Annotated in this window: 8 protein-coding genes, 1 tRNA gene and 1 CRISPR repeat array; of the genes, 5 read left to right on the plus strand and 4 right to left on the minus strand. The window is 47.0% G+C overall.

What is annotated here, in order from left to right; all coding sequences use genetic code 11:
• Nucleotide 1 precedes the first annotated feature (1 nt).
• The gene (locus QUB77_RS00940; protein WP_333169655.1) at nucleotides 2–1,075 is read right to left on the minus strand and encodes a DMT family transporter; all 1,074 of its coding nucleotides are present in this window, start codon (nucleotides 1,073–1,075) and stop codon (nucleotides 2–4) included.
• Nucleotides 1,076–1,345: 270 nt separating this feature from the next.
• Between QUB77_RS00940 and sppA the strand changes: the two genes are divergently transcribed.
• Nucleotides 1,346–2,164 carry a signal peptide peptidase SppA gene (gene sppA, locus QUB77_RS00945; RefSeq protein WP_333169657.1) on the plus strand — a complete coding sequence of 273 codons (819 nt, stop codon included), beginning with the start codon at nucleotides 1,346–1,348 and terminating at the stop codon, nucleotides 2,162–2,164.
• Between the two features lie 247 nt (nucleotides 2,165–2,411).
• Entirely contained in the window at nucleotides 2,412–2,837 is a 426-nt protein-coding gene (gene aroH, locus QUB77_RS00950) for a chorismate mutase (RefSeq protein WP_333169659.1), read from the plus strand.
• A gap of 389 nt (nucleotides 2,838–3,226) precedes the next feature.
• Nucleotides 3,227–6,130: direct repeats of the CRISPR family, unit length 36 nt; unit sequence GTCTCCTTTACCACTTCCCCGCGAGGGGATTGAAAC.
• Between the two features lie 362 nt (nucleotides 6,131–6,492).
• Here the strand turns inward: aroH and crtR are convergent.
• Complete coding sequence (gene crtR / locus QUB77_RS00955; RefSeq protein ID WP_333072925.1) at nucleotides 6,493–7,383, minus strand: beta-carotene hydroxylase; 891 nt, start codon at nucleotides 7,381–7,383, stop codon at nucleotides 6,493–6,495.
• Nucleotides 7,384–7,815: 432 nt separating this feature from the next.
• Between crtR and pyk the strand changes: the two genes are divergently transcribed.
• The 3 genes from pyk (at nucleotide 7,816) to QUB77_RS00970 (ending at nucleotide 12,763) form a co-directional block, all read left to right on the plus strand.
• Entirely contained in the window at nucleotides 7,816–9,603 is a 1,788-nt protein-coding gene (gene pyk / locus QUB77_RS00960; RefSeq protein WP_333169661.1) for a pyruvate kinase, read from the plus strand.
• A gap of 94 nt (nucleotides 9,604–9,697) precedes the next feature.
• Nucleotides 9,698–9,769: transfer RNA gene (locus tag QUB77_RS00965), tRNA-Thr, on the plus strand.
• 528 nt (nucleotides 9,770–10,297) lie between these two features.
• Nucleotides 10,298–12,763, plus strand: coding sequence for a protein kinase domain-containing protein (locus tag QUB77_RS00970; RefSeq protein ID WP_333169663.1), 2,466 nt, complete (start codon nucleotides 10,298–10,300; stop codon nucleotides 12,761–12,763).
• A gap of 176 nt (nucleotides 12,764–12,939) precedes the next feature.
• On the opposite strand, the gene QUB77_RS00975 is transcribed toward QUB77_RS00970, so the two are convergent.
• Nucleotides 12,940–13,998, minus strand: coding sequence for a potassium channel protein (locus QUB77_RS00975; RefSeq protein ID WP_333169664.1), 1,059 nt, complete (start codon nucleotides 13,996–13,998; stop codon nucleotides 12,940–12,942).
• 416 nt (nucleotides 13,999–14,414) lie between these two features.
• Complete coding sequence (locus QUB77_RS00980) at nucleotides 14,415–17,300, minus strand: AAA-like domain-containing protein (RefSeq protein WP_333169668.1); 2,886 nt, start codon at nucleotides 17,298–17,300, stop codon at nucleotides 14,415–14,417.
• Between the last annotated feature and the right edge of the window lie 6 nt (nucleotides 17,301–17,306).

Raw genomic sequence — 17,306 nt, forward strand, 5'->3', positions numbered from 1 at the left:
GCTAAACTTCTGATTCCAATTCGCTAACCCGCAACTGCACGGGTAATTCTACAGAATTCAACTCAGACGACTCTAACAATCCTGTTGCTTCAACTTCTGCACTCGCTTCACCGTGCCGCACTTTTCGCAATTTCTCACCCAAAGTATCCCGCTGGTTAATCAAATAAATACTCACCAAAGTCAGCCCAACTCCCATCGATTGCAGCGGATTGAGCACTTCTCCCAAGAACAAATTGCCGAACAGCAAAGCAAATACAGGCGTAAGAAAGGTAAGAGAACTTAAACTGGTTAGACTGCCACTTGAAGCAAAATAAAAGAACAAACCGTAGGCGATCGCACTTCCGAACACGGTAGAATAACCTAACGCCATCCAGCCGGAAAAATCGATATTCACAAACTGATCGGACTCAGTTGCAGCCGAAATTGCCAACAGCGGCAAACCGCCCAAAATCATGTGCCAACCAGTCGCCACAACCGGGTCAACATAGCGGCAAACCCAGCGCACCAAAACCGTACCCACAGCCATCGACAAAGCAGCCAACAGCATCAACCATTCTCCACCCTGAAACAACTGTTCGATACCCGCAGAAACCTGCGCGTTTTCAGGATGAAAAAGCCCCACAATCCAGCCCTCCGGCAACCCAATTAAACTGATGCCGACAACGCCAATCACTAATCCCAACCAGCCCCAAAAACCAATTTTTTCTTGAAACAACCACAAACACAAAATCGCCACAGCTAGCGGTTGAGAATCAATCATCACCGAACCCAAGCCGGCACCGGTTCTCGCCAAACCTTCGGCTAAAAAGCCTTGAAACAAAGTAGCGTCAACCAAAGCAAACAGCGAAATCCACAGCCAAGCTTTCCAACCCTGCGGCTGTGGTTTTCCCATGAATGCCGCCGCCAGCAGCACCAACACACCCGCAGGTATCAAACGCACGACAGCCACAAACAGCGGCGTTGTGTGCGGCATCACGCCCTTCATGGCTACCATCGCGGTTCCCCACAGGAAAAACGGCGCAATGAGCAACAGCGGGGCAAAAGGCAGTTTTGAATCGGTAAGCTTTAGCTGCATGGCGGAGACTCCAAATAATTGATGAGAGTGGCTCTCACGAGAATGATGTAGTTTTGTTAAGCAATTTTTACAATTATATATCGCTGTTGAGTTAAATTCGATCGCACAAATCTCGATCGGCCATTAGGAACAGGCATCTTGCCTGTTGCGAACAATCTGGAACGGGCTCTTCGGTCTGTTGCGAACACAGGCACAACATCTACCCCGATGAATAAGGCACACTATAAGAAGTTAGCTACAAAAATCCGTAACATTGCCTGTACACTGCCCATGATTTGGCCATTCAAGCCCCGCTACCGCAAACAAATCGCCCGTATCGAAATCACCGGAGCCATTGCCGGAGAAACCCGCAAACGAGTCCTAGAAGCTCTCAAAACCGTTGAAGAACGCAAATTTCCCGCCTTGCTGCTGCGGATAGACAGCCCCGGCGGCACAGTCGGCGATTCCCAGGAAATTTACAGCGCGCTCAAGCGTTTGCGCGAAAAAGTCAAAATTGTCGCCAGTTTCGGCAATATTTCAGCTTCTGGCGGAGTTTACATCGGCATGGGAGCCGAGCATATCGTTGCTAATCCCGGTACAATTACCGGCAGCATTGGCGTGATTATCCGGGGCAACAATCTAGAACGCCTGTTAGAAAAAGTAGGCGTTTCTTTTCAGGTGATTAAATCGGGGCCCTATAAAGATATCTTGGCATTCGATCGAGAATTGACAGATCCTGAACAGCAAATTTTGCAAGACTTGATCGACACCAGCTACCAGCAATTCGTGGAAACCGTTGCTGAAGCCCGGAAATTGGCTGTTGAAAAAGTCAAAAGTTTTGCCGACGGTCGGGTTTTTACCGGTCAGCAAGCCTTAGAATTGGGTTTGGTCGATCGGCTCGGAACAGAAGAGGACGCTCGCCGCCTTGCCGCCGAACTCGCAGGCCTCGACCCGGAAAAAACCGAGTCTTGCACGCTAGAAAAAGCAAAACCTTTCCTAAATCGCGTTTTGGGGAGTAGTCTGGATATATCCGGGCTTTCAGCTTACAATAATTTGCTGGAATTCGAGCTTTCTACGAGCGGTTTGCCGCTGTGGATGTATCGCCCGTGATTAAATAAATTAGTCATTGGTCAGGAGTCAGTAGTCATTAGTTACCCCCTGGATGATTGGACGATTGAAAATCTGTTGACTTCAAACTCAAATGTGGCGCTTCGCCCGTCATAAGCGCTTCGCGCTGGTTTCGCCTACGAGTTCGAGGTCAAACTACATAAAGGAAGTCCGCTCAAGCGGGGGCTAAGAAATAAAGTGGGTATTTAAGCCTAATTTAGTATGACTAATGACTAATAACTAATGACTAATGACTTATAACAAAAATATGGAGGAAATTTGCGTGGAGTGGCAAGTGCGGGGGATTCGTGGGGCAACTACTGCTAGCGAGAATTCGGTGGCAGCAATTCGAGAAGCGGTGAGAGAATTGTTAGATGAATTAGAAGCAAAAAATGATATAAATCCAGAATTAATTATTAGTGCTACGTTTTCTGCTACTCGCGATTTAGATGCTGTGTTTCCGGCCGCGATCGCCCGCGAACGTCCTCACTGGTGTAATGTTGCTTTGTTGGACGTACAGCAGATGCACGTTGAGGGTGCTTTGGAACGCTGCATCCGGTTTTTAATTCACATCAATTGGCCGGCACACGTTGAAATTTATCATCCTTATTTGCGGGGAGCTCAAAATTTGCGGCCCGATAGGAATTTAGCGGTGGCGGTGGCTGGGGAAAAGTAGACTTGGCGATTGTGAAAGTCGATCGCCCCGACAACTAAAAAAGGGCGATCGTCGGATTTAACTCTCATTCTTGTTGACAAATTGCAGGTTAAGGTGTACAGTTTGTTTGCGAGTTGCAAAGCTCGATCGCTCCAGAACGTTGAAAATTGCATAGTTTTTTTTTGGATCTGCGGCTAGTTTCAGTGTCGCAGATCGGCAATCGACGCACCTCGGGCGATCGGCAAAACCCTGATTTTCTCGTTGGGGTGCGTCGATTACTCTCATACCAACGGTTACGGCTTGCAAGCAACTGAGCTTATTGCAGGTTTTAAAGTCTTATTGACAGGTAAAAAATGGTGCGTCGATTTGAGGCTTGAAACCCTTTCTGGGTAAGGCTCCCTGGCCGAACAGTCTCCTTTACCACTTCCCCGCGAGGGGATTGAAACCATGTAGCACTTATCACAATTCTAGCAGACTCAGTCTCCTTTACCACTTCCCCGCGAGGGGATTGAAACTGTAGGTAGTATACTACCTACAGTTGTTGTATGGAAGTCTCCTTTACCACTTCCCCGCGAGGGGATTGAAACCATTTCTGCGTAATCTCCATCAGATTCAAGAGCATCCATGGTCTCCTTTACCACTTCCCCGCGAGGGGATTGAAACCTTTGTTGGAACCGGGAGGGTTCCGGGGAACCTGACGACCTATAGTCTCCTTTACCACTTCCCCGCGAGGGGATTGAAACATTAATTTGTGAACCACTGACACGCCACTCTTGGGAGGTCTCCTTTACCACTTCCCCGCGAGGGGATTGAAACCTTCCCATCCCGGTACTCATGCTCAATATAGTAAGCAGGTCTCCTTTACCACTTCCCCGCGAGGGGATTGAAACTTTTTTGGCTTGGACAGGGGGAGTAGTTCCATTAAGGTCTCCTTTACCACTTCCCCGCGAGGGGATTGAAACCAGACCCACCATCCAAACTCACCCTGTGGGCTTCCCTGGTCTCCTTTACCACTTCCCCGCGAGGGGATTGAAACAAGGGGGTCCTGTTATTGGTATTCCCCCCTATTGTCTCCTTTACCACTTCCCCGCGAGGGGATTGAAACACAGGCAAAGAGCAACTCTCATGCCCAATCTTGGTGTCTCCTTTACCACTTCCCCGCGAGGGGATTGAAACACACCACGCTGTAGATGGAAAGAGGGTTTTCTTCGAGTCTCCTTTACCACTTCCCCGCGAGGGGATTGAAACTTAAATCCGCCAGTCGCATCTGGCACCATTTCGATCGCGTCTCCTTTACCACTTCCCCGCGAGGGGATTGAAACGGCTTAGGTTTCTTTCCTTTGGGCATGTGACCGTTGTTTGTCTCCTTTACCACTTCCCCGCGAGGGGATTGAAACGCGTTGGGCTCATAACGATCCGGACTGCCTTCCCGTCTCCTTTACCACTTCCCCGCGAGGGGATTGAAACTTTTATTGCAATACTATCAACCATATGACTAGTTAAGAGTCTCCTTTACCACTTCCCCGCGAGGGGATTGAAACACGACAGAACGGACGATTTGGTTGAAAGCTTTCAGTCTCCTTTACCACTTCCCCGCGAGGGGATTGAAACTTAGCGTTCTAGAACCATTCCTAGAACGCTAAAACCTGTCTCCTTTACCACTTCCCCGCGAGGGGATTGAAACGGATCGGGAGTACCGATCGTCATCATCTCGGTCGCGTCTCCTTTACCACTTCCCCGCGAGGGGATTGAAACATGGTGTCATTATCGTTGTTCCCACAAAGACTATCGTCTCCTTTACCACTTCCCCGCGAGGGGATTGAAACAGTCCCAATGTGACCGTTTCTTGGATCTCCACCTGACTTGTTGTCTCCTTTACCACTTCCCCGCGAGGGGATTGAAACTTGATTGCGGTTTTCGGTTTAAGTGTCGGCGGATTATTGGGTCTCCTTTACCACTTCCCCGCGAGGGGATTGAAACGCAGTAGGTACATATTTTCGACTATTGTCAAGTGTTTGTCTCCTTTACCACTTCCCCGCGAGGGGATTGAAACACATTGTTCTCTCCCTACTGTAGGTGAATTTTTAGTCTCCTTTACCACTTCCCCGCGAGGGGATTGAAACTCTTTGAAAGTCTCGAAGCGTGGGCAACTACTTTCCCACGTCTCCTTTACCACTTCCCCGCGAGGGGATTGAAACGGCATGTATTGTATCATTACCTTTGCCGGTGCGAATATCGTGTCTCCTTTACCACTTCCCCGCGAGGGGATTGAAACATTGGATACGGGGGCTACAATGCTCCTGAGCATTCCGTCTCCTTTACCACTTCCCCGCGAGGGGATTGAAACTTTCATGGGGAAAGTCCTCAAGAATGTTGTGGTTCGTCTCCTTTACCACTTCCCCGCGAGGGGATTGAAACGCTGATCCTCCACAAAGTGAACAAAATGGGTTTACAACGTCTCCTTTACCACTTCCCCGCGAGGGGATTGAAACAGCTTTCTGCTCGCATTCGTAACATTGACTATCTCCTTCGGTCTCCTTTACCACTTCCCCGCGAGGGGATTGAAACTTTGGAGAAAATTTAATTTCTCAGATCTCCACAGATCTTTTGTCTCCTTTACCACTTCCCCGCGAGGGGATTGAAACTCTAAGTTTCTGAAGAAAAGTTTTACTTTTTCTTGTCTCCTTTACCACTTCCCCGCGAGGGGATTGAAACAGTGCTGTAACTTGATCATAATTCAATTTTGAAGCTTTCATGTCTCCTTTACCACTTCCCCGCGAGGGGATTGAAACTGAAATTTCTTTCCAACTCTAGATTTTGTTTCAAGAGTCTCCTTTACCACTTCCCCGCGAGGGGATTGAAACTGATACTCTACTGCTCCCTCAATATTTCCGCCGTTAGTCTCCTGTCTCCTTTACCACTTCCCCGCGAGGGGATTGAAACTCGCGCGAACGCGAATCTAAAGTAATGTAAAAAGAGGTCTCCTTTACCACTTCCCCGCGAGGGGATTGAAACAAAAGGGTGTCATCGCCCGAATCAGAGCCTAGCAAGTGTCTCCTTTACCACTTCCCCGCGAGGGGATTGAAACTTCAGCTAGTTCCATCATTTTATTTAAATCAGGGCCGACTTGTCTCCTTTACCACTTCCCCGCGAGGGGATTGAAACTCTTCCGTAGTTACACCGTTAGGTTAAATCAGAATCTGATGTCTCCTTTACCACTTCCCCGCGAGGGGATTGAAACGTTTGGTTGCAATCTGGACATGGTGGAAAATCATACAGTCTCCTTTACCACTTCCCCGCGAGGGGATTGATATCAAATCCGGTGGCATCGGAATTAATCTTACCCACAGTCAGGAGACGGCGCCGTGCCTATTAGTGTCAACTTAAGGTAAAACCGATAGTCCGTCAGGGGTTGAAACCCCTGCCTCAAAGTGAAAGTCCTCTAAAAGAGGACTCATGAGTTCTTCAGTCCTGTTTGAGAGGACTTTAGCTATCAGACAGGGAATTCATTCCCGCTAAGGAGTGCCTGGTGGGAGGACTGGCGGACTAAAAGCTTAAGTTGACACCACCAAAGGCTGTGCCGTTACCCTACTACAACCATTACCCGAAATTGCATTTGCCTTCTTCCTTCTGCCATACAAAAAAACCCCGGCCTCTCAAAGAAACCGGGTTTTTGTCAATCAGACGCTTTTTTGTGATGCAGCCTAATCCCTAAAAAAATGTCATATATAAAACTCCAAAAGTCCTTTTTCCCTTCCAATATTCCCAAAGTTTGAGGAGAACCCTTTTCATCTAGCAGCGGCTTCACAGCTTCGTAAGCAGGCTTGTAATTGTACCAAGGAATTGAAGGCCACAAGTGATGAATCAGGTGATAATTCTGCCCCAAAATTAAGATATTCAGAATCGGACTCGGATATACTCTGGCATTTTTCCAGCGATCGCGATCGTGAAACGGACGGTGCGGCAAATAATCAAAAAACAACCCCAAGGCCAACCCCACCACCAAAGCCGGAGAAAACCAAAAATTCAGCACGTAATCTAAATGACCGTATTGAATCGAGATATACACGATCGCGATCACAAACAAACGGCTGAGAAACCATTCCAATAATTCGTATTTCCGCCACAGTTTGCGCTTAAAAAAGAAAATCTCGTGGTAAAAAAACCTCGCAGCAATCAACCACAAAGGCCCGCCCGTAGAAACATAATGGTCTGGATCGTTATCTGGGTCATTGACATGGGCGTGATGCTGCATATGTACCCGCGTAAACACCGGGAAAGCAAAACCCAACATCAGGGCGCTACCGTGTCCCAAAATAGCATTAACTGTGCGATCGCGATGGGCTGCATTGTGAGACGCATCGTGAATCACAGTTCCCGCCATGTGCAAAGCCAACACGTTCAGCGTAAAACAGCACCACTGCGGCCATCCCCAACACCAGAAACCCAAGTTAGAAATCACGAGAATCGCTACTGCACTCAAAAATAGCAGCAGTGTCGGATTAAAGTCACCGGGAGGACTCAGAAACTCTTTCGGCACTGTCAGCGGCCGTCCTGCCTCCGACATCTTTGTTAAGACTCCTTAATATTTCACACTTGCGTAGTATAAGATACAAGCCGGACAATAGTAAAGTTTTATGAAAGAACTCTGTTCTATCGCCAGAAACTAGCCTCTGCACAAACAGGAAAGTATTGCTGTTGTGCAAGGATACCAGTGCTAGATTAGCCAAAAGAACTCTGCAGACCAAATAAAATCAATGGGTATCTCTGTATTTATGTCAACCCTGAGAGCAGATAAATTTGCAAAAAAGCGCGCTGTCCAAGAAAAGATTACCGATCGGTAAAAAGTCAGATATTCTATATATTGTTCAATACCTGCTTTTTTGACGACTATCAAAATTTTTAAGACTTGAGACTAGCGTGATTGCTTGTAGTGCAAAAATGAAACGTTAGCCGAAATTTAAACAAGAAATCCACCTGCCTCCCCAGAACACCGCTGATGCAATTGCCAAAAGCCCTACGCCGGACTAAAATCGTCGCCACCATTGGCCCAGCAACTTCCGACCCACAAGTGCTGCGCCAGCTCATAGAAGCAGGTGCCACCACTTTGCGACTCAACTTTTCCCACGGAACAGAAGAAGACCACCAGCGCAGCATTCGCTTAATCCGGCAAACATCCTTTGAACTCAACCAGCCGGTTGCCATCCTCCAAGACCTCCAAGGCCCGAAAATTCGTTTAGGGCGCTTTGAGACAGGCTCTATAGTTGTCAAAAACGGCGATCCTTTCATTCTCACCAGTCGCCAAGTTCCCGGCACCGAACTCATTTCTTCCGTCACCTACGAGCCCCTAGCAGACGAAGTTCCAGAGGGAGCAGTGATTCTGCTCGACGACGGGAAAGTCGAAATGCAGGTCGAAAAAGTAGACCGGGCGGCGCGGGAACTGTACTGCCGCGTCGTAGTCGGCGGGCCGCTTTCCAACAACAAAGGTGTGAATTTTCCGGGAGTTTACCTGTCAATTAAAGCGCTGACTGATAAAGACCGCAAAGATTTAATGTTCGGCCTCGACCAAGGTGTCGATTGGGTAGCCCTGAGCTTTGTGCGGAATCCCCAAGATGTGCTCGAAATTAAAGAACTGATTGCTAGTGCGGGCAAGCAAGTACCCGTGATTGCCAAGATCGAAAAGCACGAGGCGATCGAACAAATGGAGGAAATTCTCACCCTTTGCAACGGCGTGATGGTCGCCCGCGGCGATTTGGGAGTGGAACTACCCGCCGAAGACGTGCCGATTTTGCAAAAGCGCCTGATTGCTACCTCCAACCGCCTGGGTATTCCGGTAATTACCGCTACCCAGATGCTCGACAGCATGGTCAACAATCCCCGTCCCACCCGCGCCGAGATTTCCGACGTGGCCAACGCGATTCTTGACGGAACTGATGCGGTGATGCTGTCGAATGAAACTGCTGTCGGCAAGTTCCCCGTCGAAGCGGTGGCGACGATGGCGAGAATTGCGGTGCGGATGGAGAAGGAAGGAATTAAACGGAATATTAGGAATGTAGAAGATATTGGTCGATCGATCCCCAACGGCATCAGCCAAGCAGTCAGCCAAATCTCCGAACAATTGAACGCCGCAGCCATCATGACGCTGACCAAAACCGGCGCCACAGCCCGAAATGTCTCGAAGTTCCGACCCAAAACTCCGATTTTGGCAGTTACTCCTCACGTAGACGTAGCCCGTCAACTGCAATTGGTATGGGGAGTCAAACCCTTGCTGGTGCTGGATTTGCCCTCCACCGGCCAGACATTTCACTCTGCCATGACTGTCGCCCAGGAAAAAGAGTTAGTGTGCGACGGAGATTTAGTGGTGATGACCGCCGGTACTCTGCAAGGAGTTGCCGGATCGACGGATTTGATCAAAGTTGAAGTAGTGACAGCAGTTTTAGGCAAAGGCACCGGTGTCGGTTTGGGATCGGTGAGTGGCATGGCCAGGGTTGCTCGCACTGCTGCGGATGTAGGCAATTTCCACGCTGGAGAAATTTTGGTAGTCGAACACACCAGCGTCGCTTTTGTGGAGATGATTCGGAAAGCCGCAGGTGTGGTGACGGAGGAGGACAGTTTGACTTCTCACGCCGCGATTATCGGTTTGCGCTTGGGCGTGCCGGTGATGGTGGGCGTAAAGAATGCCACGCGGGTAATTCGGGACGGAACTATGCTGACGCTGGATATGCAGCGGGGTTTGGTTTATTCCGGGGCCAGAGGCGGCTCAACTGACACGGAAGTGGCTGTTTAACTGTTGGTGAGCTAGGAGTTGTGGAGTTTTGAATTAAATTCTACAACTCCTTGCTTTTTTCGTTTTGGCTGTGCTATAATTCAAAATTGTCTGTGCCGATGTAGCTCAGGGGTAGAGTATTCGATTCGTAATCGAACGGTCGTGGGTTCAAATCCCACCATCGGCTTGCAATAAAACACATATTTTCAAGGGTTCTATAGCTTATTAATGCTGTAGAACCTTTGTTTTTTCCATGACTTGTCTATGGTTTGTCTATTTTAGTGACGAATGCAAGTCCTCGGATGTTAATGCGGACTGAAGTGCTAACTAGAAACCTATTTCATCGCGGATGTTAATGCGGACTGAAGTCTTCACTACGAAGCTATTTGATTACCAATTTTTATGGTTTTTAGTCAGGAGTAAAGTCCTCGGATTTTAATAAGGACTGAAGTCCGATGCTGCAAACCTATGGCATTGCGGATTTTGTCGAGGGCAAAAATACGAGATAGGGGCTGGCTATTGCGTGTCAAATTGTTGCCAAAAATCAAGGCCCAATTGAGGTAAACTGCTAAAGAGGAAAGGGAACACAATTTGTAATTACTTTGCCGATCGCTAGTGTTTCTAAAACTTAACCGAAACTTAACAGAAATCGCTGTAAAAATGCGGTAAAATCAACCTTGAAAATCGCAGCCAGTTAAGAAACAGCGAAAAATTTATGTGCCTGCAACCAGGAGATATCCTGCGCCAACGTTACCAAATTGTCAGTGAATTAGGTCGGGGAGGGTTTGCGAGGACATATACAGCTAGGGATTTAGACATACCGGATAACCGCCTGTGCGTTGTTAAGGAAATTAGGCCGCCAAGCGATCCCCAACTCTTGCCAGAAGCAAAGCAGCGATTTGAAAGTGAAGTTCGAGCTTTGCACCGATTGGGCACACACCCGCAGATTCCACAGTTATTCGATAGCTTTGAAGAAAATGACAATTTTTATTTAATTCAAGAATACATTGAAGGACATCCGCTGAGGCAAGAATTCGCTCCAAATACTCAATGGACTCAAGAGCAAGTAGTTCAATTTTTGCAGGATATCTTGCCAGTTATCGCTTTTGTTCACGAACACAATGTCATTCACCGCGATATCACTCCTTCTAACTTAATTAGGCGCGATTGCGATGGAAGAATAGTTCTGATTGATTTTGGGGCTGTCAAAGAAATCAGTTCCTTGGAAATAACTGATTCGGGAAACACTATCAGCCGAACTATTTATACGCAAGGATATTCGCCGGCAGAGCAAATTGCTGGCAATCCTCAATTTTGTAGCGATATCTACTCTGTAGGTATTGTCGCTATTCAAGCCCTTACAGGCTTGTCTCCTGCTCAAGATTTCCTGACAGATTCCCGGCGGGGCGATATCGTTTGGCGCTACTCCACTCCCGATCGCCCTATGGTACAAATTAGCGCTGGCATGGAAAAGATTTTAAACAGAATGGTGCGCTACAACTTCCCCGATCGCTACCAATCTGTTGCTGATGTTTTGCAGGCTTTGAATTCGATCGCAAGCTTACACCCGCCGCCCCCACTGTCACAGAATTTGAATGTACCGCAACAGTTGCAAGATAATCATCCAATCGTATCCCTATCGCCACCGCCGAAACGCGATCGGTTTTCGGGATTTTCTCGATCGCACTTTCGCCGATCGCTGTTGGGAATTGGGGGAATTATTGCCGGATGTGCGATCGCCCTTTTTTTTCACAACGTTTTTACCCCGAAAACTTGTCTTTTACTGCAAGGTGATGCTTTAAGCTGCGGCGAAGAATCTCTACTAAAATCCTCGACTCCTCGATTAAAGCAAGCAGGAGTTAATGAATTTGCCAAATCCAATTATCGGGAAGCATTTAATTACTTTAAAAGATCGTGGCATGAAGAAGAACGCAAAGATCCCGAAACTTTAATTTACATGAATAATGCCTTATTAAAAGCTAAAAAAGCCGATTATTACACCCTTGCCGTAATCGTTCCCGTTAGTACCAACGAACAAGGTAGAGTCGATATCGATTTGGCTAAAGAAATCTTGCGGGGAGTTGCTCAAGCGCAAACGGAAGTTAATTTTAAATTATTCAATTCTGATATAGATCGCAACCTAAATGGTTTAGATTTTCAAGAGAATCAAGCTATTAACGGTAAAGGTTTACAAGTCATAATTGCTGACGATGCCAATCTAAAAGAAGAGTCGATCGCCCGCGCTAATTCCCTAGTCAAACTGGGCGGTCTTTTGGGCGCTATCGGTCACTACACTAACGCAATGACAGTCCATACAGTCGATATTTACAACCAAAATCATTTAGTATTAATTTCCCCAGGCAGTACGACGGAAGAAGCCACAGAAAAACCCCGAAATTTTTTCTTTAGAACTGTGCCTCGGACTAAAGTTAGTGTGGAAGTATTCGCTAAATATCTGATTGAAAAAAAAGGTCAAACCAAAGTAGCAGGTTTCTACAGCACCAGGAGCGAAGCCACTTCCTCTTTTTGGGAAGAATTCAGAAAACAGTTTAGAGAACGGGGAGGAAATATTGCAAATATCACCGAATTCGATTTGTCACACAGCGACTTTAACGTGAAAAAAGCCATACAAGAAGTCAGGCAAACAGAGAAAACAACGATAGTTTTAAGTCCGAGTCACATCCCGATCGCTCTCAACAATGCGATGGCTCTTTTGCAAGCCAATCTCGACCGCAATTGGGTTGTGGGTACAGGGGGAATATACAGTCAAAAAACTTTAGAAGCTGCTGCTCAGTTACCGTCTTTTGAGAAAATGGCCGCCGCAGTTTCTTGGCATCATTTAAAATCTCCCAACCGCAAATTCCTTGAGAATACTCGCAAGCTTTGGGAAGGAAATGTCAGTCACCGAACTGCATTAACCTACGATGCCGCTAAGGCGCTGATTCAAGCAATAGAAAAGCAGCAGCAACCCAGCCGCGAAGGGATGCAAAAAACCTTAGCCGATCCAAATTTTAGCGCCACAGGAGCCACCGGAACAATTCAGTTTGACAAAACGGGTTCGCGCAAAAATTTTAGTCCGATATTAGTGCATATTGTCAAGTGTTCTAAGGAGCAGTTTGGGGTGACTTTTGTGCCGATCGAATTTCCGACAGCAGCAGCGGCGGGTTTAAACTGCGATTGATATAGCCTTTCTCAGGTTTCTGGAGGTGCTCCTAGGCATAGGGCATGGGTGGTTCCTGTTCATGCAAGGGAATTGCTGGGCCGGCTTGCGTGCGTACCTCGCTTCAAGAAATAACTGCTATAGAGAAGAAGGCATTCGGCAGAAGTTCTCATTTCTCATAGGTAATTACCGGGCGACTACTTGGGAGGCCGGGGGAGGCGAAAACTCAGGGGGCTGAGGATTTGATTGAGAGTTCGCAGTTGTTGTGCAGTGCCCAAACAAATCAGCATATCTCCTCCTTCGATCGCAGTTTCTCCCGTAGGCCCCACAATCAAAGTCCCGCCAGCACGCCGCACCGCTAAAACCAAAGCCCCCGATTGCGATCGCAACTTGGCATTTCTCAAAGTTTGCCCAACGTAGACACAACTATTGGGATCGACGAGAAATTCTTCCATGTAAAAAGAACTCTCCGTACCCGTCAAAACACCGTCTAAAAAATCCATAACTTGAGGCCGCAAAGCCGCCGCCGCCATGCGCTTTCCGCCGGTAATGTAGGGGGATACGACGGCATCGGCCCCGCCCCGCTGCAACTTCTTTACGGCTTCTTCTGTGGTGGCGCGGGCGATCGCCCGTACCTTCGGATTCAGAGTTTTCGCTGACAGGACAGTGTATAAATTCTCGGCATCCGAAGGCAAAGCTGCTACTATGCAAATTGCGCGATCGATCCCCACACTCAGCAATATTTCATCGAGTGTCGCGTCTCCTTGGACAGCCGTGTACCCCAGCGCCAAAGCTGCCTCAACCGACTGTACCGCCGAATCTATCACCACAAAATGAATATTTTCTGCCTGAAACTCCAAGGCAATTTGGCGGCCAGTGCGCCCAAAACCGCAGAGAATGTAATGCCCGATCAAAGAATCTACCAATCGCCGCTGCTGCCTAATTCTTGCTCCTTCTTGAAAATATCCTTCAATCAGCGCTTCTGTAAAGCGGTTGACGATGAAACCTATCACAATCACACCCATCAAAATTAGGCATATAGTAAACATTCGCCCGCGTTTGCCGAGGGGGTTAAGTTCACCGTAGCCCACAGTTGCTAGGGTAAATACTGTCATGTAAACGGCATCTAGCAAAGACCATTTTTCCACCTGCCAATACCAGAGAGTACCCGTGCATACAATGCCGCCCAGGGCGATGACTCCGTTTCTTAAGTCTTTTTGCAGGCGCTGGTATTTTTGTTCTAGAGTTGAATACACCGATCGGGCTGACCTATTACCTATTAGCTGCTACCAATTTTAACCATATCAGCCCTAGACGCAGGGGCGGTCAATCGATTTTAGATTTTAGATTTTAGATTTTAGATTGAGCCCACGGATAAATGCGGGGGCTCGAGGATTTTAGATTTTAGATTTTGGATTGATTCCCCGGATAAATCACGTGGCGGGTACCACCTTTGAAATTTTTGGTCAAAAAGCCAGTTTCTGCCTAAATACTTTGCTGCCAAACTCAACATTTTGACCGCAAGCATCCAGGATACAAGCCCCCTGATTCATCCGTCCAGAAATAAAAAACCTGTATCCGATGAAACTTGCCCCCCGAATTTATCCGTGGGGTCAATGCTTCAATTCTAAAATCTAAAATCTAAAATCTAAAATCTAAAATCGATTGACTCTTAACCCGGTTTTTTTTGCGTGAGTTCCGACTGAGTTCCAATCCCGTCGCAGAGGTGGCGATTGTTTTGATTTGCGATCGGATTTGTCTGAAAATAATTGCGGGCTCCATCGCAACCCTGCAGCAACAAATCGTCAAGATTAAAATTCCACAGCATCACAGTACCGTCAGCACTAGCACTAGCGATCGCTTTACCGTCTGGACTAAAACTCGCACTCCACACAGCATCCTTGTTACCTTTTAAAGTTTTGAGCAATGTACCGTCAATGTTCCACAGCCTCAGCATTTTGTCTGTGCTTGCAGATAGCAACATTTGACTGTCGGGACTAAAGCTGATATTTGTCACTCCACTTGTATGCTTTAAAATACTTAGCGGTATGCCGTCTTTGCTCCAAATTCTCGCAGTTCCCCCAGCACTTGCAGCCGCCAGCATTGCTCCGTCGGGACTGAAAGTTACACTCATAATTTTATCACTTTCCATCTGTAAACTTCGGAGCAATTTGATATCGGTGCTGCCTTCGAGTGACTGCTGTTTTTGCAACTTTTCCGTAACCTTTCTCAAACTCCAAAGTTTAACAGTGCCATCAGTGCCAGCCGCAGCAATTATCTGACCATCTGGGCTAAAACTCGTGCTGGTTATCCAACCTCGCTCCACTTTTAAACTTGGCAATTCTTCCCCGTTTATTTTCCATAGTTTAACTGTTCCATCGGCACTTGCTGAAGCAAGTATTTTACCATCTGGACTCAAAGAGACGCTGGTTATTTGACCGCTATGTCCTTTTAAATCATGAAGTAATTCGCCATTTTTTTGCCAAATTTTGACAGTTTGGTCGTTGCTGGCTGAAACAATAATTTGACCATTAGGATTGAAGATTGCCCTGATAATTTTATCCGTATGCCCTGTTAATGTTGCTTGCAAAGTTCCATTAGCTTGCCAAAGTTTGATATAATTATCATCCGTAGCAGTCACAATCGTTTGACTGTCGGGACTGAAACTCGCGAAAGCAAGGGTACTGGCTTGAGTCTGCAAGCGGCGGCGTTCCCGAAAGTTGTAAACTGCCTGTTCTAGGGCGATCGCCACTCGCATCTGAATATCTGAACTCACTCCGAGCGATCGTTTCATTTCTGTAACAGCTCTGATGCTTTCTAGCAAAGCTTCCTCTTTTTTATCGGCAGCAAATAGTGTTTCTGATAGCAAACTGAGAGTGAGAATTTTGTTGTTTCTTTCTTCGATTGACGGTTTTACCCAAAAGGCTACTATCAGGATTGATATTAATATGACTGCGGCTCCTGTAACTGTTTGCACTCTCAGTTGTTGCTCGCGCCAAAGTTTAACTGCAATCGCTTTTTTCTGCTTTTGTGCTTCGCTTAGTTCCTCTAGTAACTTTTTTTCACGGCGCAGTTGTTCAATTTCCGTTTGAGTTTGTTTTTCGCGATCGCGCAATTTGGCAAATTCCGCTTCTTGACTCGCACCTAAAAATTGATAATCTTGGGTGCTCAAGCTTTTATTGGCAGCCCATTTTCTAGCATCTTCGAGTGCTTGACCGCGCAACAATCGAGATTCGTCTTGACAATTTGTCGCTACCCATGCTGTTAGAGATTCGGCATAGGGGCGCAAGTCGCCGAGCGCTTTTTCTACCCAGTCATGGCTGAATATAGCTGCGTAAATGCGGTTGGATACGGTTAATTTTCCGGCTCGTTTTACTACTAATCCGCTCAGCCGCAATTCTGTTTGTTCGGGAGTATCATCCGCCCCAATTCCCGCACCCTCCTTTAACAACGGGAGTTCTGAAAATTGCTGATTTCCGCTGGATCGCAATTCAGTTTGTTCGGGAGTATCATCGGCGCTGATCCCTCCTGCCCCCCTTAACAAGGGGGGTTCTGAAAGTGGCAATATTTTTTGATATAGTCCTAATAACCTACTGGCGCGGTGCTGACTTCGGAGAAGGCGATCGCGAATTGTTTTGATGTGTACTGGTTCATCGGATGATTCCCAATTATCAATAATATGTGATTGCACTATGTCGCTAATTAATAATTGATTTGTAGTAAAATTTTTAGTTTGGCTTTCATCCGTTAAGTCTGATATAATAGAAGCCGATGCTAAGCTTTTTACATTGTGCAAAATCAGCTTGCAAAGCTTTTGAGTCAGAAAAGGCTGCCCTCCAGTCCAATCCAAAATCTCTTTTAAAACCTCTTGAGGATTGTCTACTTTTCCCTCAAACCCCTTTGCTAAAGGCAGAGCTTCCTGTAATGTAAAACCGTGCAATTCAATTGCTAAACCGATATTAAAGGGCGTGCGAGTTGCATCGCTAATTAAATCCGATGGCGTAGCTACTCCCAGCAAAGCAAATGTAATGCGCTGGTATTCTGAATTGTGAGCGCGTTTATTGTAGCAACATCTAATTAATGCAAAAAAATCGTCTAGCGGTTCTTGGAAACTCAGAACGCTATCAATTTCATCAATAAAAATGACCATGTTTTGAGAAATTTTGACCAGCAGCAACTCTTCAATTAACTCTCCTAAGCGCTGCACCGGCGGCATCAACTCTCTCTCCCGCCACCAAGTCATAAACTCGACTGGGTTAAACAGGTTGAAGCTGCACAAGAGTTTGTAAGCGACGCCTCCGTACCACTTATCTAGAGAGACTTGCTGGTTGCCAATGTCCGAAAGGTCGATCGTAGCACAGGCAATGCCATCAGCCGAGAGTTTTTGTACAGTTCGCACTAGCAAACTGGATTTGCCCATTTGTCGGGAATTGAGCACGTAACAAAACTCTCCAGCTTTGAGGGCTTGATAAAGTTCTGAGTCAGCTTGTCGCACTACATAAGTAGGTGCATTTTGCGGGAGACTGCCGCCGATTTGATAGTGGTAATCGACTGTCATTATATT

The sequence above is a fragment of the Microcoleus sp. AT9b-C3 genome (assembly GCF_036705485.1).
Taxonomy (GTDB): domain Bacteria; phylum Cyanobacteriota; class Cyanobacteriia; order Cyanobacteriales; family Microcoleaceae; genus Microcoleus.